Origin of the sequence: Bacillus sp. AFS055030 (genome assembly GCF_002574545.1) — a bacterium.
GTDB lineage: Bacteria > Bacillota > Bacilli > Bacillales > Bacillaceae_G > Gottfriedia.
The window spans coordinates 1-20,947 of the sequence record NZ_NUGT01000078.1; the positions used below are offsets into that span (position 1 = coordinate 1).

Annotated in this window: 18 protein-coding genes; 6 read left to right on the plus strand and 12 right to left on the minus strand. The window is 35.3% G+C overall.

The features are described 5' to 3' along the window. Positions 1–170 precede the first annotated feature (170 nt). The 3 genes from CN925_RS16985 to pxpB all read right to left on the minus strand — a co-directional run bounded on the left by CN925_RS16985 (position 171) and on the right by pxpB (position 2,960). Positions 171–995, minus strand: coding sequence for an amidohydrolase family protein (locus CN925_RS16985; RefSeq protein ID WP_098847840.1), 825 nt, complete (start codon positions 993–995; stop codon positions 171–173). 232 nt (positions 996–1,227) lie between these two features. Further along, positions 1,228–2,232, minus strand: coding sequence for a 5-oxoprolinase subunit C family protein (locus CN925_RS16990; protein ID WP_098847843.1), 1,005 nt, complete (start codon positions 2,230–2,232; stop codon positions 1,228–1,230). Beyond that, a complete protein-coding gene (gene pxpB / locus CN925_RS16995; RefSeq protein ID WP_098847883.1) occupies positions 2,229–2,960 on the minus strand; it encodes a 5-oxoprolinase subunit PxpB in 732 nt (243 codons plus the stop codon). The genes CN925_RS16990 and pxpB overlap by 4 nt, the downstream gene beginning before the upstream one ends. Before the next feature lie 467 nt (positions 2,961–3,427). Between pxpB and pxpA the strand changes: the two genes are divergently transcribed. From pxpA to CN925_RS17010, 3 genes are read left to right on the plus strand one after another with little or no spacing between them, the layout of a single operon-like run. Then, the gene (pxpA, locus tag CN925_RS17000) at positions 3,428–4,192 is read left to right on the plus strand and encodes a 5-oxoprolinase subunit PxpA (protein ID WP_098847845.1); all 765 of its coding nucleotides are present in this window, start codon (positions 3,428–3,430) and stop codon (positions 4,190–4,192) included. A gap of 23 nt (positions 4,193–4,215) precedes the next feature. After that, positions 4,216–4,920, plus strand: coding sequence for a DUF969 domain-containing protein (locus CN925_RS17005; protein ID WP_180233003.1), 705 nt, complete (start codon positions 4,216–4,218; stop codon positions 4,918–4,920). Continuing rightward, on the plus strand, positions 4,917–5,870 hold the full coding sequence (locus CN925_RS17010) for a DUF979 domain-containing protein (RefSeq protein ID WP_098847850.1): 954 nt from the start codon (positions 4,917–4,919) through the stop codon (positions 5,868–5,870). Before CN925_RS17005 ends, CN925_RS17010 begins: the two co-directional genes overlap by 4 nt. A 71-nt stretch (positions 5,871–5,941) precedes the next feature. Here the strand turns inward: CN925_RS17010 and CN925_RS17015 are convergent, their stop codons facing one another. The 3 genes from CN925_RS17015 to CN925_RS17025 form a co-directional block, all read right to left on the minus strand. Beyond that, positions 5,942–6,694, minus strand: a complete 753-nt coding sequence (locus CN925_RS17015; RefSeq protein WP_098847852.1) for an IclR family transcriptional regulator — start codon at positions 6,692–6,694, stop codon at positions 5,942–5,944. 355 nt (positions 6,695–7,049) lie between these two features. Then, positions 7,050–7,292 (minus strand): hypothetical protein, encoded by a 243-nt coding sequence (locus CN925_RS17020; protein WP_098847854.1) that lies wholly within the window; start codon positions 7,290–7,292, stop codon positions 7,050–7,052. A gap of 238 nt (positions 7,293–7,530) precedes the next feature. Beyond that, positions 7,531–7,764 carry a hypothetical protein gene (locus CN925_RS17025; RefSeq protein WP_098847856.1) on the minus strand — a complete coding sequence of 78 codons (234 nt, stop codon included), beginning with the start codon at positions 7,762–7,764 and terminating at the stop codon, positions 7,531–7,533. A gap of 368 nt (positions 7,765–8,132) precedes the next feature. Between CN925_RS17025 and CN925_RS17030 the strand changes: the two genes are divergently transcribed. The 3 genes from CN925_RS17030 to CN925_RS17040 all read left to right on the plus strand — a co-directional run bounded on the left by CN925_RS17030 (position 8,133) and on the right by CN925_RS17040 (position 10,613). Continuing rightward, the gene (locus tag CN925_RS17030) at positions 8,133–9,482 is read left to right on the plus strand and encodes a purine/pyrimidine permease (protein WP_098847858.1); all 1,350 of its coding nucleotides are present in this window, start codon (positions 8,133–8,135) and stop codon (positions 9,480–9,482) included. An 89-nt stretch (positions 9,483–9,571) separates the two neighbouring features. Beyond that, positions 9,572–10,171, plus strand: coding sequence for a TetR/AcrR family transcriptional regulator (locus CN925_RS17035; protein ID WP_098847860.1), 600 nt, complete (start codon positions 9,572–9,574; stop codon positions 10,169–10,171). Between the two features lie 193 nt (positions 10,172–10,364). Continuing rightward, positions 10,365–10,613 (plus strand): hypothetical protein, encoded by a 249-nt coding sequence (locus CN925_RS17040; protein WP_142339248.1) that lies wholly within the window; start codon positions 10,365–10,367, stop codon positions 10,611–10,613. 409 nt (positions 10,614–11,022) lie between these two features. Here CN925_RS17040 and CN925_RS17045 read toward each other — a convergent pair whose 3' ends face one another. The 6 genes from CN925_RS17045 to CN925_RS17065 all read right to left on the minus strand — a co-directional run bounded on the left by CN925_RS17045 (position 11,023) and on the right by CN925_RS17065 (position 20,914). Beyond that, the gene (locus tag CN925_RS17045) at positions 11,023–11,409 is read right to left on the minus strand and encodes a hypothetical protein (protein WP_098847864.1); all 387 of its coding nucleotides are present in this window, start codon (positions 11,407–11,409) and stop codon (positions 11,023–11,025) included. A 517-nt stretch (positions 11,410–11,926) separates the two neighbouring features. Beyond that, positions 11,927–12,124, minus strand: a complete 198-nt coding sequence (locus tag CN925_RS17050; protein WP_098847866.1) for an aspartyl-phosphate phosphatase Spo0E family protein — start codon at positions 12,122–12,124, stop codon at positions 11,927–11,929. Between the two features lie 360 nt (positions 12,125–12,484). After that, complete coding sequence (locus tag CN925_RS21390) at positions 12,485–12,661, minus strand: hypothetical protein (protein ID WP_180233004.1); 177 nt, start codon at positions 12,659–12,661, stop codon at positions 12,485–12,487. Positions 12,662–12,663: 2 nt separating this feature from the next. Continuing rightward, positions 12,664–17,031, minus strand: coding sequence for a S8 family serine peptidase (locus CN925_RS17055; protein WP_098847868.1), 4,368 nt, complete (start codon positions 17,029–17,031; stop codon positions 12,664–12,666). Between the two features lie 741 nt (positions 17,032–17,772). Then, positions 17,773–19,014: a helix-turn-helix domain-containing protein gene (locus CN925_RS17060; protein WP_098847870.1), complete on the minus strand. Its 1,242-nt coding sequence runs from the start codon at positions 19,012–19,014 to the stop codon at positions 17,773–17,775. 682 nt (positions 19,015–19,696) lie between these two features. Next, a complete protein-coding gene (locus tag CN925_RS17065) occupies positions 19,697–20,914 on the minus strand; it encodes a TolB-like translocation protein (protein WP_098847871.1) in 1,218 nt (405 codons plus the stop codon). Between the last annotated feature and the right edge of the window lie 33 nt (positions 20,915–20,947).

A 20,947-nucleotide genomic window follows, 5' to 3' on the forward strand; every position in this document is an offset into this window, starting at 1 on the left:
TCACTGGTTTACTTCCTCATGAACCTGTAATGAGTATTAACCTTTCAAATTTTTGCTTAAATAAAGTATACTTAGACTTTTGTTGTTCTATATTGACAATGTTTTATTTCAACAGTCTATAGAAAGGTCTACCAACTTCGGTAGACCTTTTTTGATTAAACTATAATTCCCTATTCGATTAGTTCTAAAAAGTTTTTTCCGAGTATATATTCCTTTTCATTATCAGGAATAAGAAGAGATTCCACCCATCTTTTCTTGTCCGAATAGTCATATTCATTAAATGTCTTCATTCCATATGGTCCATCGCAGCCAAAAAGAACTTTACGATACCCTAAAGCCTCAACCGCTTGTTTTACAATTGACGGATTGAGATAGTCACTTGATGTATCAACATATACATTTGGATGTTCCTTAATGTATTTCCATAGTTTTTTCCAAAATGGTAGACCAGCGTGAGCATAAATTAATTTAAGTTTAGGAAAATTTTCAGGTAGATATTTATAGGAGTCAATCTCTGAAGAAAGATGAATAATCATAGGTACACCTTTTGATTCACATAAAGTTGCAACTGGTTCAAGCGCATTAATACGATAACCATGCATGAATGGGTGAGCTTTTACCCCAATAAAACTAGGGTTTTTAAGATAGTATTCTAGTTCTTCCATAAAATTAGGAATCATAGGGTTCACTGCTACCCAACCTAGAAAACGGTCTGGAAATCTTGCAATTGCAGTAGCCACGAGATCGTTTTTCGGCTCATTAAAAATCTTATATTTGTTACCATAAAGTTTCAAATAGCCATCTTTCACTAGACCATCATAAATTTTGTGCCCAATTTGAGGAGTATTAAGTATTAGAAAACGGAATAATCGTTGGATATGATCCTGAATCCTACTATCCGATTCAAACATTGTTTCACTCATAGGGGGGATTAGAGCAGTTTTTGCTATATTATTTTGATCCATCCCCTCTATCATTTTTTCTAACGTCAGCATGGATTCATCCACATGAAAATGGCAATCTATTATAATATAAATCTCCCCTCTTCTATTGTTTTCAATACTAGTATCAACTATATGCTTTGGATAAAAACTTTATTTAATTAAAGTCTTCTGTCTAGATCCAATACAGCCCCTACAAGAAGAGGAATATGGTGAAATGCAATTAAGCAGCAATAAATAGTAGATTGCTACTTACTGCTGCTTTATAAATCATTTAACTATTCTTTTATTTTTCTCTTAACAAAAGCCCCACTCTCAACTGTTCCATCTTCTGTTCATTTTCCAAGTATAGCTCTTCTGCCTCTTCTAATGTAATTTCTTTGAAACGAATTTTCTCACCTGGCTTTAACTGGGCGATGAGAGGAAGATCTACTGTTGCAACTTGAGCAATTTTAGGATAGCCACCGATCGTCTGTCTATCGGCAAGCAGGATAATCGGATTTCCGTCTTTCGGCACTTGAATAGTACCATGAGACACGGCCTCTGATATAAGCTCAAATGATTCTTTCAATTGTAAAGTTGGACCCGATATACGATAGCCCATTCGGTCAGACATTGGCGTTATTTGAAAATCTTGCTCAAATAACTGTGCTTGACTAGTTGAGGTAAAACGTTCAAATTCTCCTCCTCTTATAACACGAATTACTGCATTTTTTTTTATTTCAATAAAAGATTCTGGATTGACATGCCAGTTAGCAGTAGCAAACGGTTGGGAGCTCTTTTTGTTTTTCAGCTGTTGGAAAAGCTCCATGGCTTTTTGCGGCATTTTGTTACATTGTAGAAGATCCCCTTCTTTTAGGGCACGTCCCTTATACCCGCCGATTTCCCCCCGCAAATATGTACTTTTACTGTTCATTACTACATCAACAGCAAAACCACCCGATACCGCTACGTATGCTCTACAACCTGATTGACATGCCTTAAAGTGAAGAAGGCTACCCTTCTTTACATAGACAGGTCTCCATAATGGGATCAATTCACCATCAATGGTAGCTGACAAGTTTCCACCAGTAATAGCAATTAATAAATCCTCCTCAAACAACAATGAGGTCCCCATTAATGTTACCTCTAAAGCAGCTTCCCCTTCCTCGTTCCCAACAAGCAAATTAGCTATACGAAAAGAGGTAGTGTCCATTGCCCCACTTATAATGACGCCATATTTTTGAAAACCATATCTTCCTAAATCTTGAATACTAGTGAGTAAACCAGGGCGACACACTTTTATACTCATATAATAATCTCCTTGTATGATTCATATTCTTCAAGAGTAATAGACACAAACTTTACAATGTCTCCTGATTGAAGAAGACTTGGGGGATTAGTAGTTGGACAAAACAGTTCAATAGGCGTACGCCCAATTAATTGCCAACCACCAGGTGTAGAAATTGGATAAACGCCTGTTTGTGTCCCCGCAATTCCGACCGATCCTGCAGGTATGGATACTCGCGGTGAATTACGACGAGGTGTCATAATTTTTTCGGACATTCCACCTAAATAAGGAAATCCAGGTGCAAATCCAATCATATAGACAAGATATTCTGCATTTGAGTGAATATCAATGACTTCACTCGTTAATAAATTATTATACTTGGCAACCTCTTCTAGATCAGGACCAAATTCCCCTCCATAGCAGACAGGAATTTCAACAATACGTTGATTAGTTTCTTTTGTCACTTCAAGACTCATAATGATTTCTTTAATAATTGAACAAACAATTTTATATGGCGAAATGTTCTGCTCTAGGCGAGAAAAACATTTATTTTCTTTTTTGTACGTACGATGAATTAGCAAAGGATTATAAAAAACTGTCACACTTGTAAAAGCTGGAACGCACTCTATAAAACCATTAAATGTATGTGATTCAAGATAATCTGTTAAAGCTTTTACTTTATGATGTACCTCAGGATTGATTTCTGTACCCAATTGGACTAGAACCGCTGAATCACCGAGTGGTTTCATCTTCATATCGATCTTCTCCTCAAAATTTGTTTGAAGCATTTCCCATCCCTCGCTTTTTCGATTTTCGGAACTAAAATCCTGAAAATCGGACTATGTAATTATTATAATTGTCAGAATTTAAAAAAACAACCGTAACTCTTTTAAATATTTTTTATGAATAAATCCACAAAACAATAGCTTTTTAGCAAAACCAAAGGAATTTGTTTATCTCGTTAACCAAATTATTCGAAAATTAAGTGATATGCAATAAGAATAATTTGTGTTATTATTTTCGAAACAGCAGTTCCTAAATTCGGAAATGTCCGTTTGTTATTTTCTTATAATTCACATTATTAAGAACAAAAATTAAATACACTATTATTTCTAAATAGAATAAAAAAATTTACTTTGAAAACCTTTATATCGTTTTACCTCTACTATTTTTAGAAGATTTAATCAATATTTGTATAGATTGGGAGGATGATTTGATGTATAAAATCGATTTAAATTGTGATTTAGGAGAAAGCTTTGGAGCTTACAAGATGGGAATGGACGACGAGATTCTTCAATTCGTTACTTCAGCTAACATCGCTTGCGGATTTCATGCAGGTGACCCTTCAGTAATGCGTAAAACCGTCCGTGCTGCTCTTGATAAAGGAGTCAAAATTGGCGCTCATCCCGGACTTCCTGATTTAGCTGGTTTTGGTCGACGCAACATAAATATTTCACCGCAGGAAGCATATGACATCGTCGTTTATCAAATTGGAGCACTTGATGGATTTATGAAGGCAGAAGGTGAAAGGATGCAACACGTTAAACCCCATGGTGCACTATATAATATGGCTGCAAAAAACGCTCAGCTAGCTGAGGCAATCGCTGAAGCAGTATATAAAGTTGATCCGAATTTAATTCTTTTCGGTCTATCTGGAAGCGAGTTAATAAAAGCAGGTGAGAAAATTGGTATTCGTACCGCAAGTGAAGTTTTTGCTGATCGCACTTACCAGCATGATGGTACCTTAACTCCAAGAAGTCAGTCCAATGCTTTGATTAACGATCCTTTAGAAGCTACAAATCAAGTGATCCGTATAGTGAAAGAAGGAAAGGTCATGTCTCAACAGGGAATTGAAGTCCCTCTTGTCGCTGATACAGTCTGTATACATGGTGATGGCCCTCATGCATTGACATTTGCCAATCAGATTAGAAAACTACTTGAAGCATCAGACGTTTCGGTTCAGGCTATTTTAGATAAATAATATAAAATGGGGAGGAAAAAATAGTGACTCTTATTGGAATTTTCATCGTTATCATTGGTTTTGCTATTAGGCTTAATCCATTGTTAGTCGTCACTGTTGCTGGAATTACAACTGGATTAGTAGGGAAATTGTCATTGGAACAAATACTCACTACCTTTGGAGAATCGTTTGTTCAAAACCGTTATCTTTCTTTATTTATACTTACTTTACCAATTATTGGTTTATTAGAACGCTATGGTCTGAAAGAACAATCACAAAAATTAATAAGTAAAGTAAAATCCGCGACAACCGGACGTCTGCTCATCATTTATCTGTTTATTCGAGAAGCTTCTGCTGCAATTGGCTTAACTAGTCTTGGTGGACATGCCCAAATGGTTCGCCCACTCATCGCACCAATGGCAGAAAGTGCTTCAGAAAATAAATATGGCAAATTGCCACAACATGTACGCAACAAAATTAAAGCCTTTTCTGCTTCAACAGACAACGTAGGACTTTTCTTTGGAGAAGATATTTTCATCGCTTTTGGCGCAATTTTGCTGATGAAAGGCTTTTTTGAGGAAAACGGAATTATCATAGAACCATTGCATATGGCAATGTGGGGAATCCCAACCGCTATTGCTGCATTTCTCATTCACTCTACAAGACTATATCTGCTTGATAGAAAGATCAAATTTTATGTAGAAGAACGTACTACATTGCACGATACGAAGGGAAATAAAAGCGTATGATTATCCAAATTGAGTATATTTATTATATTGCGGGTATTTTTCTATCCATTATTGCTTTTCTTTCGTTTAAAGATAAAAGCAATCCAAAACGGCTGTTAACTGCCACCTTTTGGGGACTCTTTGCAATTTCTTTCATATTTGGCAAAGTAATTCCGCCAATGTACATGGGTGTGCTCGTTATTATCATTGCGGTAATTGCTGGCTTTGGTGGAGTTAGGATGGGCTCTTATCAACAAACGACAGAGGAAGAACGTAACGCAAGTGCAAAAAAAATGGGAAATAAACTATTCATTCCTGCTTTATTGATCCCACTAGTGACAATCATTGGTACTGTTGGAATAAAAGACATGAAAATTGGCGAACTCTTCTTACTGGACAATAAAAACATTACGCTTGTTAGCCTTGGTGTTGCATGCGTTGTTTCTTTAATTGTAGCTATGCTGTTAACGAAGGAAAAAAGCATCCAACCTGTAAGGGAATCACGTCGACTGTTAGATGCAATCGGTTGGGCAGCAGTTTTACCACAAATGTTAGCTACGTTAGGCGGCCTATTTGCAGTAGCTGGTGTAGGCAAAGTTGTATCAGATTTAATTAGTTCAGCTATTCCTGTTGATAATCGCTTTTTTGTAGTATTGGCATATGTATTAGGTATGGCAATCTTTACAATGATTATGGGAAATGCGTTTGCTGCGTTTCCTGTCATAACAGCAGGAATTGGTCTTCCCTTACTCGTTCAAATGCACGGAGCAGATCCTGCTATAATGGGAGCGATTGGAATGTTCTCTGGCTATTGTGGAACACTATTGACTCCTATGGCAGCAAACTATAATATCGTACCAACTGCTTTACTAGACTTATCCGATAAAAATGCAGTTATTAAAGCACAGGCACCGACTGCCTTAATCTTATTAACCGTAAACATATTTTTAATGTATTTCCTAGTATTCTAAAATCATTTAATGTCAAAAAAATCATCTGCTTTTCAAGAGGCAGATGATTTTTTTACATATTTTATTTATTTTTAGATGTATCCAAATTTCCTCGAAATCTCTTGAGCCGCGTCTTTCACCTTTTCAATTAATTGCGGCAGTCTGTCTTCCTGATAATTCACATCAAGTCCTGCAATACTAATGCCTGCGATTACCTGACCTTGATAATTGAAAATAGGAGCAGCTATAGCCGACGTATGATTTTCAAGTTCGGATCGGCTGAACGAATAACCTGTTTTTAGAGATTCTTCTAAAACATGACGAAGTTGCTCTTTGTCTGTAATCGTTCCAGATGCAATCGGCTTTAAGTCAATCTCCTGCAAATATTGCTCTTTCTCATCATGCGGCAGATAAGCAAGAATAACTCTAGAACAAGCTCCAGCATATAGCGGTGTTCTTCGGCCAATTGCCGTATAAAGCCTTACAGGTTGTTTTGTATCCAATTTTTCGATATAAATTGCATCTTTACCATCCTTCACGATAAGATTTACTGCTTCTCCCACCTCATCATGAAGCTTATGCATAATTGGTAAAGCTACTTGACGAATATCCAATCGTTCTGATACTAAATGACCAAATTGTAGAAATAATAAGCCAAGCGCATATTTTCCGTCCCGATCTTTATCAAGAAACCCCATCTCTTCAAGTGACATCACCATTCGATAAACAGACGTTTTAGGGATTCCTGATATTTGAATGATTTCATTAAAACTCAACTTTGGATATGTTAAGAAAAGATTAAGAATTTCCATTGACTTTACGACCGTCTTATTTTTACTCTCCATAAGCTTGATCCCCTTTTTTTAGGTTTTAACACCTCAGTTCCGAATTTCGGTATGTACATAATTATACTTGCTATCATAAAAAACACAATGACATTACTGTTTTTACATTTGATTGTTAAGCTACTTCGGAAAAGAAAGAAAGCTAAAGCATCTTATAAGGGCGCTACATTAGATAGTATTTTAACTAAATTGGGATTGAAGTAATTTTATAAAGTTCATAGAAGTCAGATGAGATTAACAGCAATTTGTCAAGAGATCTCCAAGAATATTGAAAAGGCAACAACTTACTGGTGTAATTGCATTTCTCTAAAATGAGTTGCAGCTTTAAATGTGTGGGGATATTTAATGCTTACGTTCAAGAGTCAATTTTCAATCTTCCTCTAACGTCCAAAATAAGAATGACAGCATATGCAATCCAAAATACGAAAGAGAATATTTCAAAAATTAAGCTTAAAAGGGAATCACGATCCCAAACAAATACTTGAATCAAAGTAAGAACAACAACAATTGTTAAAAGAATATCCATGAAATTGTGAACGTTTGTATACCTGCTAGTATTCCTTTTATACCGTTCGATCAGTGACTTTCTTCTTTCCATTGATTTACGCATCCTTTGTACTTCCATATTATATTCATCTTAACACTTTGTGAATATAATCACAAACCGATTTTTACCAATTTATCAGATTTTAAAATTATTTTATATGAAAATTTCCGTTATAGGAACTTCTATAAATTCTCAAAGGTTGAAGGGCTATAATCCCCTCAACCTTTGAGAACTTGTATTTGAAAAAGTAATAGTACCATGAATCTACTCCAATTAATTATTGGTTTCCTCAACTTTTTCGTTCATTCCCCCTTTTGAAATTACCAGTTATCTTCGCCATTATTAATTGTGCTTCCGTTATATTATCTGCAGCTCTAATTCTCTTTAGAAATTTCTCTGCTTCTGTTCCTTTTAAAGTTTTCACCCGTTTTCCATTATAATCCAAAAAAACTGTATTATCTTTTGTCACTCGATAATTAAAAGGTTCGTCACCTAAACGATTTCTTTTATCGATATTACTCATTTTTTCTGATCATCCTTGTCAAAATTATTGTTTCTCTGCTAAATCCACTTTCCCCAATTTGTAAGAAGCAATATTCCTTCTTATTGCACTAAACTCACCTGTTACTTCAATAAGATAATACGATTCTTCTTTACTGAAGCAACGAACCCATTCGTGAAAAAATCAAAATTGTCTCTCCCTTTTGATTAGAAATTCGATGTTGTTTTTTAGGAATCCTTCTTAAACTAAACTACTTCGTTACTCAAAAATCGTGACTTAAAAAAACATACTTGAAAAATTTTTAAAATGATTTATAATACAAAACAGAACGTATCGTTTTGTAATTAGATCGTTCTTTACTACATTCATTTAATTAAAGGGGATGCATTATGAATAAATTAAAATTAGATACAGGAATAGGTTCTCTTCAATGGTTTATTTTTTTAATAGCTAATTCGCTTACCATTCCTATTATAGTAGGTCAGGTTTTTCAACTTTCTCCATTAGAGATCTCTGGGTTGATGCAAAGAACATTTTTAGTTGTTGGAGTATCATCTTTATTATCGGGCTGGTTAGGACATCGTTTGCCAATACCTGATGGCCCTGCTGGAATATGGCTCGGTGTATTCACGTTAATGGGTCAAATGGCTGTTGTACAAGGGGTAGACAAAGCTGGTGGTTCGCTGCAATTATTAGAAGGTGCCATGCTTTTAACTGGGTCTTTTCTCATTATCATTGGTTTATCAGGATGGATGAGCAAATTACTGAAGCTGTTTACACCACTTGTAAACGGGGTTTACTTAACGATTCTCGGCTTTCAGTTAAGTGGAATGTTCCTTAAAGGGATGATTGGAGTTAGTGATAAATCAACAAAGATTCAGCCAGGAGTTGTCATTCTTTCTTTTGCAATCTTCATTCTCGTACTTGCTCTTTCTGTTTGGGGCAAGGGTTGGTTTAAAAGTTATGCTGTCCTTATTGGCATCGTTGTAGGTTCAATCATATTTATTTTATTTTTCGGTTCAAAACCAATGCCTAAAACGTCTTCCATTATTTCATTTCCAGATGTTTTCGCATGGGGAATGCCGAAGCTTGATGCTGGTATGTTTGTTTCTTCCATTATGGTGGCATTTGTCTTAATTTCCAGCATTATTGCCAGTGTAGCAGCCATGAAACAAGTGTTCAGTGGTTTTGAAAGTTCTCATGACAAGGCAGTACAAAAAGAGGGTTCACTTAAGAGTTCTGGTATTATTAGTGGAATAGCTACAGTATTGTCCTCTGTCTTCTCGACAGTCGGAGTTGTTCCATTTTCTGTAGCGGCAGGGTTTGTACGAATGACAGGTCAAACTCGTATGCTTCCATTTTTTATCGCAAGTATATCTCTAGCCGTTATTTCCTTTTTTCCAAAGGTATATTCGCTCTTTGCTATGCTACCTGGTCCGGTTGCTTATGCATCTATGCTTGCCTCATTTACTTCAATGGCAGGAATAGGAATTAGTTCAGTACTTAAAGAACCACTTGACCAAAGACGTATGACCATTTTAAGTACTGCTCTTTCACTTGGAACAGGGGTTATGTTTTTACCGCAAGCTGTTTTTTCTGCCTTACCAACCGTCTTGCAATATGTGTTTAGTAATGGTGTAATGGTCGGAATGATCGTAGCTCTTCTATTTGAGCAAGTTTGGCGCCCAAATAAAGTGGAAATGGAAATAAAAAATAAAGACAATGAAAAAGCTATGTAAAGGTTTATTTTCCTTGGATATATTTTGGTAAATTGATTAAAATCATGTTATGTGAATATCACCTACACCGATTTAAGTGAGGAATCCAAATGTCAGAAAAAAATCAATCTAAACAACGATCCGTTGGAAGACCGCGAAGTGAGGCTTCCAAAACTGCTATTCTTAACGCAACCATTGATTTACTAGAGGAAACTGGGTATTCATCTTTAACTATAGAAGCCATTGCAGCTCGTGCAGGTGTCGGAAAAGCAACCATCTATCGTTGGTGGCCAAACAAATCTATTCTCGTGCTTGATGCCTTTCTTATGTCGACGGAATCCCGTTTGTATTTTCAAGAAAACACTTCGATTCATGAAAATTTCCGTCAACAGCTTCAGGCACTTGCAGATGTGTTTAACGGTATCCTTGGGAGAACGGTAGTAGCCCTTGTTGCAGAAGGCGGAGAGGATTCGGAAATAGCAAAGATCTTTTACACTAATTATCTCAAACCCCGCCGCGAGGATGCTATATTAATCCTTGAACGTGCCGTTGCAAGGGGTGAAATTCAAGCGGGAATTAATTTAGATGTTGTGTCAGATATGTTATACGGCCCTGTATACTTTCAGATCCTTATTTATAAGAAAAAAGTAGACTCGAAATTTATTGATACATTAGTCGATCAGGTAATGAAGGGGATTGTTGCTCCATAATTAAAAGAAACACCACCGTACGTAAGGTTAATGTATACGGCGGTTCAAATTAAATAGGATTGGGCTATTGGCGATTTGCCATTAGCCCTTTTTGTGTTTCAAAATTCATGGTCTTTGTGCCTATCCACTCATTTTCCAATCAACTTTTTATGGTATAAAATAACAATTAATCTAACAGATTTAGAAGGTGTTTATGATGACTTATTTAAGTGTTTTGACAAAAAAAATAAAACCTTTTTTTATCGCTGTGATGATCGGTAGTCTTTTTATGATTGAACCTCAAAATATTGATTTAAAAATAATTTTAATGTGCATTTTAGGTGGTTCACTTATATTAGAATCTTGTGTTTTAAGCTACAAAAATAAAAAGATGACTAATCGTGTGGATTTCTTTTTTGGTTTGTTTTTAATTTTTTTTTCTATCTTTCAAAAAATAAATTAATCCTGTCATTTGTAAACTTCAAATACTCCAATATTGTAAGCTATTTCTACCTTCATAATACAATTGCCTGTTCAAATCAATCCGTATCTTTATCACTAATAAATCTAGAGTTACTTTCTAGATCCGTATAAATTCACTATCGTACTTTATCAAACAATAAAACAAAATAGGGAGAAAGATTAAGGTGACTACGATCGGCCCTTCTTCCTTCTCCCCCTGTTTGCTTTTTGTCAGTTGCCTATTCTGATTGACCTATTAACCCCTTAAAACCTCGTGTTGAGGCAAAGGATTTATTAAACAATTCAATACAACATCAGCATTTTACTTAGATTTTTACATGGCGTTTACTTATTACTTGTCTTCTAAATGGAAGTTTTTATCGTACTACCATGGTAGATTAATAATTAATTTAATGTACATTTTTTGTATGAAAAAATGATTTTTTTACATAGATTGTATACAACAAAATAATGAAGGAAAATATCATATTTCCAATAAAAGGTTGTTGGCTATGTGTTAAGGATAAGTACAAACTTATACTCCCGAAAAGTATAGAATACGAAATCATTAACCAAAATCCCCATTTCTTTAGCCGAATATATCCAAAAATCATCACCAATGTTAGAAAAGCTATTATCACTCTAAGTAATTGTTCAGATACGTTTGAAAGTCCAAATCTTTCGACTATGCCAATCGGATTAGCATTTGCATTATAAAAAACGGAAGTAAAAAGTAAAACTATAGCACCAAAAATATAAAAATAACTAATCACTGAAACACCTATTGGCTTTTTCAAAAATTCCACCCCTTTTCTTAATATTCATTATTACAATCCATATATTGGTAATTTTGTAGAAATCCTTATTAAACTATCCTGCTATATTATTGAATAAGGGAATCAACAGTTTACTTTAACGGAGCCTTGATTTTAAAAGGGGTTTTACTTACTATGATTAGTCTATCGGCACTCAATTGAAATGCAAAATAAGCTTAAGGAATTCCTTAAGCTTAAAGATCTTACATATCAAGGTTACATTCACATATAGAGAAGATTACTTGTAACAAACCGGGTGAGATTCGTATACATTATAATTTCATAAATCTTTTACAAGAAAATTAAAAAGGCAGTGCCCAAATGGGCTAGCTGCCTTACTTTAAAATGAGTAGCGAAACAAACTCCACATGTGCAGTTTGTAATTGACAATACATGAGATGATGTTGAGTTTACATCTAATCGCTAAATAATAAGGACATTTGACCTTTAGTATGAACACCACTTGGTACCAAGTGTTACAAGATCCGTTTATCAATATCTAAATTATGGGGTATTCAAAACGCTCTTCCTTAAAAGTAGTATAGCTTTTGAATAACTGATTTATTAAATGGTCTAACTCTTTACTACATTGAATGGTTTTAGAATGAATAAATCCATACTGCTTATAAAAATCATATAATTCATTTCTCTTTGCCTCTATCTCTAGTGTTGCTTGTTGTTGTAATAAAGTAGCCATCCCTAAACCCCTCCATTAAATAACTCTCCAGTAAGAATTCTATCTTTATGTGACTTCCAATTAGTTGCCGATTTGATACTTTTGCACATGTTACAGTTTAATGAGCAAGAAAGTGAATATCCTTGATTTTGTCAACGCTTTTGACAAATGCCTGGTCAACTCCCAAATTAAAAATCCCATCTCTGGCCCTGTTTCTTTGCTTATTCCTAAAGAATAGCGATATAAAAGTGTAAAAAAACCAGCAACGTCATAATGAAGCGTCACCGGTTCTTGGTTATCATAGAATCATCTCGATCAATCTATCGTTTGCACATTAGATGCCATAACGTATCAACTGTGTATCTTTTTATGATCATTACTTTACTCGAATAAAGCACCATCGTCTTTTTGGTCAGCTTTAAAAGATCGTTTTGCAGAGCATGTTGCACCTTGATATTCACTGGTTGCTGACTCATCAAGCTTTACACCAATTTCTTTTTTGCCAACAGTTGCAGGGTACTCAGCTGCTACAAGAGCAGATCCCTGACACTTTTTCATAATTATTTCTTAATTGGTTTGCAATTTACATATAACTTTCCTGCTGCAGTGGAACTTAATGAATTTCCATACATATCTTCTACTTTTACCACTATTTGAGCACCGTTTAATGTAAGCTTCTTAGTTGCTGTCCAGTCTCCCTTATAGTGTCCAGTGCCATTTCCTTTTGCATCCTTTACTTCGGTCATAACTACTTCAAAGGTGCTTAAACTTGCTATTGGCATAGATACTGCACTTACTTCACTTGTTATGCCATTAATCGGAGCGTTAATTGTAAATACTGCCTTTTTTAATCCAGGCTCACTGTCGAACTCAACCTTTAATGTTTGATCTGCCTTTAATATTACATCACTCGATGGCATTATATTTTTTATTTCACGTATTGAGTATTTTACATTAACTGTTATGCCCTTAGCAGTTTCATTTCCTGCCTTGTCTCTAGCAACAACATTTATTCCATTTTGCCCTTCCTTAGACATAAGCTTTACTGTCCAATTTCCATATGAATCTATATCTGCCCTTGTTCCATTTACATCAACATAATCTAAATAATCATCTTTGGCTGTTCCTGTTACAGTTATAACCTGATCATTAATATTTGCGTTAGTTTGTGGGCTTTTAACTTCTAAAACTGGTGATGCCTTGTCTACTATAACCTTTATTTCCTTCGAATAAGGAGTAGAGCCGATTTCTGTAATCGTTTTTGCCTTTAGAATATTAACTCCCTCTTGAAGTACAGCATTGATAGAGAAGCTTCCATCATCATTTGCCTTTCCATTTGCTATATCTTTGTCGTTGCTAAATATATGAACGTCCATTCCTGGAGCTGCCGTCCCTTTTATTGTTACATTTTCATTATTTAAATATGGGTTGTCCACTGGTGATGTTATAACTGGAGCTAGTGCTTCCTCCTTAATTGTTGCTCTGATCATCATGTTACCAAAATCTTTGTTTGCTAAAGTAAATGGACCTCCTTTTACAAACCACCATGATCTTTGTGCCACTACTGGATTATTTTTATCCAACATAATTGCTGGACTTTGAGGAGCAAACTTATCCTGTATGAAAACCATATAAAAATCGCCAGTTACAACTATTTGTTGTGCTGATAAATCAACAACTGTCCATTTCCCTGCTTCTTTATTAGCAGTTCCATTGAATGGCCCTGCTATTATGTTTCCAGGTGCGCCATCCTTTCCACTTGCATCATAAACTGCCACCTTAAATGTATTTCCAAAGCCTGTATCAAACATAAATGACCCTGAAGTTACTATTGCTCTGGTCTGTCCCTCTGGAAGTGACATTCTTACCGCATAGCCGCCTCCTGCTTCCCATTGAGCCACTGAATATTCTGGTGTTCCATCATCATAGCCGATCTCACCTAAAAAATTTATAAATGGTTTTAGCTGAATATCGTGTGAGACATTTTCATTACCCGTAACATCTACAGTAAATTTCTCATCAAAATAGTTCTCTGCTGTAACCTGTACTGTATATTTACCTTCGTATGCAGTTATTGAATAATTCCCCTCTGCATCAGTTGTAACTGGTGCTACTGCTGCATCCTCAATTACGTAAACTTTAGCGCCTTTCACAGGTTTTCCTGTTTGGGCATTAATGATTTTACCTTTTAATGTTCCCTTAGGTATTGGAACCATTGTAAAGTTTGTATTTTCAAGAACTTGGTTTTCTGTTACTTGAACCTTTTGATCCTGTGGATAGTATCCATAGTTTTCAGCTCTTAATGTGTACTCTCCTGTTTTAACCTTAAAACTATATGAGCCGTCTTGCGGATTTGTTTTTGTAGAACGACCATTTTCAACAATAGATACTGTAGCTGGTAACGGAATTTTAGTTATGTCAACATTTGTCTCCGTAGAATTTATTATGTTTTCTTTTGGGCTGTTGCTTAAAGCTAATGCTAGAGATTGGTTTGTTAATCTAACATATTCTTTAGGTATGTTGCTTAAAGCTGATGTACTACTTGATTCTACAGATTGGCTTGTTAATCTAACATCATCTATAAACCATCCCTGCTTATTATTGGTGTCATTAGAGATAAAGGCAAATGCGATATTTATTTTCTTTCCTGCATATTGGCTTAAATCTATTTCCTCATTTGAATATCCTTCTGTATTAGTGCCTGTATATGCTGCAACTATATACCAATTCTCATCATCGTCAGTTTTAACCGCAACAAATGCATAGTCATTGTTTTCTTCAATTTCATACCAATTTTTAAACTGTAAATAAGCACTCCCCTTTGGCAGGACAATAGGAGGACTTTTCAAAAGCATTTGTTCATTTTCTGAATACGTTCCTTCAAGATTAGTACCTAAAACCTTTTCTCCTGAGGCTGCTGCCTTAGGTCCTGTTGTAGGTTTTCCCCACTGCAATTGATTCATCATGCTAGGATCGCTTTCCCATCCTGTCATTTCTGTTTCAAAATTATTAAAGTATCCTATTGTAATTGCAGGTTTAACAAGTATTGTATAGATATCACTTGTAACCTCATTCCCTCCAAAGTCAACTATTCTTAATCTGTAAGATAGATTTGATCCTGCTACTACTCTATCAGCTGGAATTATAGCTTCATAGCTTCCTGACTTGTAGTCCCCACTCTTCCTTTCAGCTGCAACTGTTGTCCACTCATCCGATGGATTATTTCTATATTGAAGCTCGACTTTCTCGACGCTTACATTATCCTGTACATCTAATTTTAAATCTTGTTGCAATCCTTCGTATGTCTCTTTAACAGGTATATGTTTAAATGTTGGTGGAACTGTATCCTTGGCATCTGTTGATACTCGGCCTTTAATCTCAGATATTCCATTTAGAACTGATGTTACAGCCTTAAATGCATTTATAACACCATATCCATATCCATTGTTAGGGGTTGTAGGATATGCAGAGTCCGTACAAGGAGTTGCTGTTTGCTCTATTATTTTTTCTATTTCGTCTATAGTTAAAGATGAATTGGCTTGTCGAAGTAATGCAACAAGTCCTGATGTATGTGGGCCTGCCATCGAGGTTCCATTCCATCCACCCTCATATTTACCTCCTGGTACTGAAGATCTTATATTAACTCCAGGTGCTGAAATTTCCGGCTTAATTATTCCACCATATGGTGATGGCCCTCTTAATGAGAAGCCAGCTAACTTGTTGTTTACGTCAGTTGCTCCTGTTGCAAAGGATTCTGGATAATTTGCAGGATTAGCAACTGATCCTGGTCCACCAGGATTGTAAGGGGTTGTATTTCCTGCTGAAAATTCTGGGAATATATTTGCTGCTCTCCAGTTTTTTATAATTGTTCTATACCAATCATCAATTCCAGGGCTGCCTCCCCATGAGTTATTAATAACATCAGGAGCCATTTCTGGATGTGGTACTCCATTTCTATCTTTAGGAGCAAGCATCCATTCACCTGCTTCTATTAAATCTTCATCTGTTCCACCATCTTCTGTAAATGCCTTAGCAGCTATCCACTTTGCTCCTGGCGCAACACCTATCTGATTAGTTCCATTTGGTTCTGAACCAACCATAGTACCCACTGTATGAGTTCCATGACCGAGATCATCGTAAGGGACTGAACCATGAGTTTCAGTTGCATCAAACCAATTGAATTCATGATTTGGTTTATCTGGATTATTTGGGTCATATCCTCTATATTTTGTCTTTAATGCAGGGTGATCCCACTGAACTCCTGTATCTATGCTACCAACGACTATCCCTGTTCCATCTATTCCCAAGGTCCAAACGTCAGGCGCCCCAATTTGTTTAAGACCCCATTCTACATTATCAACCGCTTGAACAGCAGCTCCAGTAGTTTTTTCAGGCTCGATTAACTTTGTAATTCCATTAGGTTTTATACTTTCAACCTCAGGCATAGCTGCTATGTTTCTCATAACTTCCTCTGATGCTGTAACTGCCATACCATTTACGATGTAAAATGATTCAATATCCTTTACATTTCCGTTATTTTTTTCTTTTGCTAAATACTTCTTCAAATTACTCTGTGATGAATCTGCTTTAATTCTTAATTCAGAAACGATTGATGAACGAACTACTAACTCTTTTTTCACATTTGATAGTTGTTTATTCTTAGCCTTAGCTTCATTTGCAACCTTTACTGTATCTACCTGTTCCTTAAATTTAACAAGAAAACTAGTTTGAGAGTTGTTGTCAAATTCTTTTTCAAGTTCTGGACTTATTTTATTCTCTATAACATCTTTAGATTGTAGGTTATTGCTATTCGTATTATTTTTACTTGCATAAGCCTTACCATAATTTCCAAATGGTGCAATAAATGAGCTTATGATAAGTAGAATAATTGCTGATAATGCCAGCAATTTTTTGTAGATTTTTATCATGTTTATACCTCCATATTTAGATTGAATTTACCGAACTAATCCTTTACCCTCCTTTCCCTTAACCGCTTGAACCCATTAACTTATAAAATAGTGGATATAAATTAAGAGATTGCTAACAAGATGAACGGGACACCTCCTAAACCAATTACCGATTCTGTGTTAGAGTTATGTAGTTTCTAGCTGAATATGAAATGAATAGGTAACATTGAATTTTAAAAGAATTATATAATTGCTAGACTAGGGTGACAAATGGGGTTTTAAGGGGCGTACGACCTACTTTTTTACAAATTTTTAATATTGCGACAAATTACGACATTGCAAAAATCTATATTAATATTACGATTAATATAGATTTTGACTTAGGGTTATAAATTCAATAGATTGACTTGGGGTTATGAATCAAATTGTTGACAAATAAGGTATTGTGTGTGATCAAGGGTATAAGAAGTGTAAATATGGAGCATTGGAAAGTATAAAAAAGAAGAGAAGATGCCTTTTTCCGCGTGAAAAACATCTTCTCTTCATAAACGAGTGTATAGGTGTTGTTACCACATATTTTTAAATCCTTCGGTGCCGTTTCATGAAGAGAACGCTTCCGCTTTTCTATAGGCTCTTTTTTCATTAATAGTTGTTTTTGACTATAAAGTTTGTCCGCCGATTTCAGCTACAAACTTTTCGAAAACATCCTTTCTTTATAATGTACGTAGTGACATGACATTCTTAAAGGTATTAGTTTAAAAATCAAGCAAATTTATCGTTTCTACGGTATTTTTCCACGAGATACGCTGCGTATTGATTTGCTTCATCGACATTGCCTTTTTCCATATGATAGTCGAACAACTTTATCGCATAATGTTCAATTAAGCGAACATGTGCCATTTTCTGATAATAAGGAAATGCTTCTTTTTCAAGGTAATGATAGTAAAGCTCTTCTTCGTTTTGAATATTATATTTATGTAAATAGAAGAAATGCATATAGATTGGATCGGCTATTTCTTCAGAAAGAGCAATACCGTTTTCGACCAATTGGAGCAATTCTTCGGTTGATTTCGATCCTTGTTTCGTTAATGCATTTATATAGCCTTCCAAAGAGGCTATATGAAGAGCTGTATGAGGGTCTTTCATGTCCATAGATTGTTTATAGTATTCACAAGCTTTATCATAATTTCCTTGGCGAACTTTCTGATATGCAAGATTGTGTGTCAGAACTGCTCTTTGATGTTCTAATCCAATGTTTTCGGTCATCTCGATTAATCTTTGATATTCCGTATCTTTTGGATCGTAAAACTCGTCCCGCTCTACTTGGACCAGCATAAGCAATTCTGCTTCAATCATTCGAGTAAGACTGCGCACTTCTGTGAAAAAGCGCAGAGACTTTTCGGCAAAATAATAAGCCAATACTCGTGAATTCAGAGAATGATAGGCAAAAGCCAAATGATAATAGTACTCTTGGTTGTTGTAATAGGTTATATCAATTCCTTGAAAAAATGAAATTGCCTTATAATATTCCTTATTTATCAATGCATTGATCCCTTTAATGTGAAAAAGCATGTTTTTTTCATATGGTGAAAGATTAGACCATTTGTCCATTTCAACAATTAGAGTTTCAGCTTGATGCCCCTGCCCTATCAATAAATAATATCTTGTTAGTACGAGCATATATGAACGATAAATAACTGGCATTTGTAGAAGATCAATAGCCTCTAATTCTTTCTTAATTCTCTTAGCCTTTCTTTTCAATTTTAAAATAATCGATTCATGCCATTTTTTTAAAAGGGAATCTAGGCCATTGTAAGTTTTAATTTCTGTTTCCATATCAATATGAAGGCGCTTTGACAGCAAGTTTATCGTTTCTTTAGAAACTTCTGTTAGTCCTCGTTCAATTTTGCTAATATGTGTACTCGAACAGATGCCAATTCCTAAATCCTTCTGCATCATGCTCTGACGTTCACGATAGAATTTGATTATTTGGCCCTCAAGCATGATGATCACCTCACTTTATCCCAACAATATGAATTTATGGTACTTTTTTTACGAAAGAAAACCCCACTCGAAATAATACAATTGAGTCTCTATGATTAAAAATAGCACAAAGAGAAACGGCTGTACCTAACCATTTTCTTCCAATTGACAGATTCAGACTCAAGATTGTCGATGTATTATTAAAAAGTAGTTTTGATGGTGCTATAGGTGCAGTAGAACATGCGATTCTATCTGTTATTCCCGATTCAATTATTTACGATGCGCGTGATATTTCAGGATTTTCTTACTTCAGGCTTCCCTTTTAGTCTTGAAATAACCTTTAGGGTATACCTGCCCGTTTACTTATTTCCTCTGCTAGTTCATTGGCTCTAGCTACTAATTCAGGTTTCATTTTTTTGCCATCTGTTATCTCCAACTCAGTGTACAATTGTAAAAGAGTCTCAAGTTTGTGAAGGATCTGTAATTAAACTATCTAATGCATAGTTGTACTATATTAATAGAATCTGTCATAAATATCGTTAAACTCTTCAAATGTGAGTGACATAATGGAGTATATATTATGGGTTAATGGTGGCTACAAAGAGGATTAATATTTTGATCTAATAGAATAATGAAAAAAAGCTACCTTCATCTTGAAGAATCATGAATGTAGCTTAAAATTTCTATTAACAAATTCTTGACCTTATTTTGGATCATAAAAGACTGGAGCTGAATCAACGTTCTTAATCCATAAATGTTCTTTCCCAGTTATACCATCTTTCATCCATACATCTCCCTTAAACTCCTCTGCCTTCCTTCGAAAAAAAGAAAGATAAGATTTAACTTTTTGAGGATTTTCGTCAAGTTCATTCGTTCTTGGAAACGAGATTTGTTGTTGCTCTCCTGTTCTTATGTTTATAGCATAAAGTGATGTGAACATAGTTGGTACAGGTCCTTCTTTCCACTCCTTGTTCTCTTTCGAACGAGCCACAATTACTAAATCTTTAGAAAACCATTCTAGATCTAGGTCTACATATCCCTTTGGGGTGTATTCTTTTTGTTGTTTAGATGTTGGGATATCGGCAATCATCATCTTCTTGTTTTCAACAAAAAATCTTCCTTCTCCTGAAATATAGGCCAATTGATTGGCTAGAGGAGCCCACTTAAACCAGTCTTTATACTCTAACATTTTTCCCACTGATTGAAAGTGTTTTCCTTGTGATGATAAGACGCATAACGTATTGCTATCCGCTGACCAGGAAGCTGTAGGAGTAATTAAAAAGCTAACCCACTTTCCATCAGAACTCCACTTAAAATAATTAGCATCAATCCCAAATAAATCAGGCTCTTTAGTTCGAATAGTATAAAAAGACTTTATTTTATCTTTAGAAAGATTTGCATCTACTGGAATTCTATAAATCGGAATTGGGCCCCATCCAGTAGGACGTAAGCTGGATTGTGAGGAAACGATAAATTCTTTCCCGTTCGGAAACCAATCAAAACTACTAACCCCAAGTGATACATTCTCAAACCCCTGTGGGCGACCGTTCTTTATATGAGTAACGTTTAATACACCTTGATCATTGTATGCTAGTTGATTATTGATCGGTGACCATTTGAAGTCAGAGGTTACGACCTTTATATAAGGTTGGTAGCTTTCTTTTTCTTTTGTATCATAAATATATAAATCCGTTTTTTCTCCCTTCTCATCACCATCGATATAACCAATAAACCGACCGTCATATGACCATTTCTGATTATACACATTTCGATTCTGTGTAAGTTGTATTTCTTGATTTCCTTTTTTTATCCATAGTTGATGGTCACGGATAAATGCAGCAGTAAGTGGTGCTTCTGCACTGACAATAGAAGAAAATTTATAACTGAATACTATCAGAAGTAATAATATTCGAAATAACAAGATCATCCCTCCTTCTTTTAGAATGACCATATA

Excerpts from the sequence above, each read along its gene's own strand:
- CN925_RS16985 (WP_098847840.1), bottom strand. The coding sequence starts at position 995 with ATGCTGACGTTAGAAAAAATGATAGAGGGGATGGATCAAAATAATATA.
- CN925_RS16990 (WP_098847843.1), bottom strand. The coding sequence starts at position 2,232 with ATGAGTATAAAAGTGTGTCGCCCTGGTTTACTCACTAGTATTCAAGAT.
- pxpB (WP_098847883.1), bottom strand. The coding sequence starts at position 2,960 with ATGAAACCACTCGGTGATTCAGCGGTTCTAGTCCAATTGGGTACAGAA.
- pxpA (WP_098847845.1), top strand. The coding sequence starts at position 3,428 with ATGTATAAAATCGATTTAAATTGTGATTTAGGAGAAAGCTTTGGAGCT.
- CN925_RS17010 (WP_098847850.1), top strand. The coding sequence starts at position 4,917 with ATGATTATCCAAATTGAGTATATTTATTATATTGCGGGTATTTTTCTA.
- CN925_RS17015 (WP_098847852.1), bottom strand. The coding sequence starts at position 6,694 with ATGGAGAGTAAAAATAAGACGGTCGTAAAGTCAATGGAAATTCTTAAT.
- CN925_RS17020 (WP_098847854.1), bottom strand. The coding sequence starts at position 7,292 with ATGGAAAGAAGAAAGTCACTGATCGAACGGTATAAAAGGAATACTAGC.
- CN925_RS17025 (WP_098847856.1), bottom strand. The coding sequence starts at position 7,764 with ATGAGTAATATCGATAAAAGAAATCGTTTAGGTGACGAACCTTTTAAT.
- CN925_RS17030 (WP_098847858.1), top strand. The coding sequence starts at position 8,133 with ATGAATAAATTAAAATTAGATACAGGAATAGGTTCTCTTCAATGGTTT.
- CN925_RS17035 (WP_098847860.1), top strand. The coding sequence starts at position 9,572 with ATGTCAGAAAAAAATCAATCTAAACAACGATCCGTTGGAAGACCGCGA.
- CN925_RS17040 (WP_142339248.1), top strand. The coding sequence starts at position 10,365 with ATGATGACTTATTTAAGTGTTTTGACAAAAAAAATAAAACCTTTTTTT.
- CN925_RS17050 (WP_098847866.1), bottom strand. The coding sequence starts at position 12,124 with ATGGCTACTTTATTACAACAACAAGCAACACTAGAGATAGAGGCAAAG.
- CN925_RS21390 (WP_180233004.1), bottom strand. The coding sequence starts at position 12,661 with ATGAAAAAGTGTCAGGGATCTGCTCTTGTAGCAGCTGAGTACCCTGCA.
- CN925_RS17055 (WP_098847868.1), bottom strand. The coding sequence starts at position 17,031 with ATGATAAAAATCTACAAAAAATTGCTGGCATTATCAGCAATTATTCTA.
- CN925_RS17060 (WP_098847870.1), bottom strand. The coding sequence starts at position 19,014 with ATGCTTGAGGGCCAAATAATCAAATTCTATCGTGAACGTCAGAGCATG.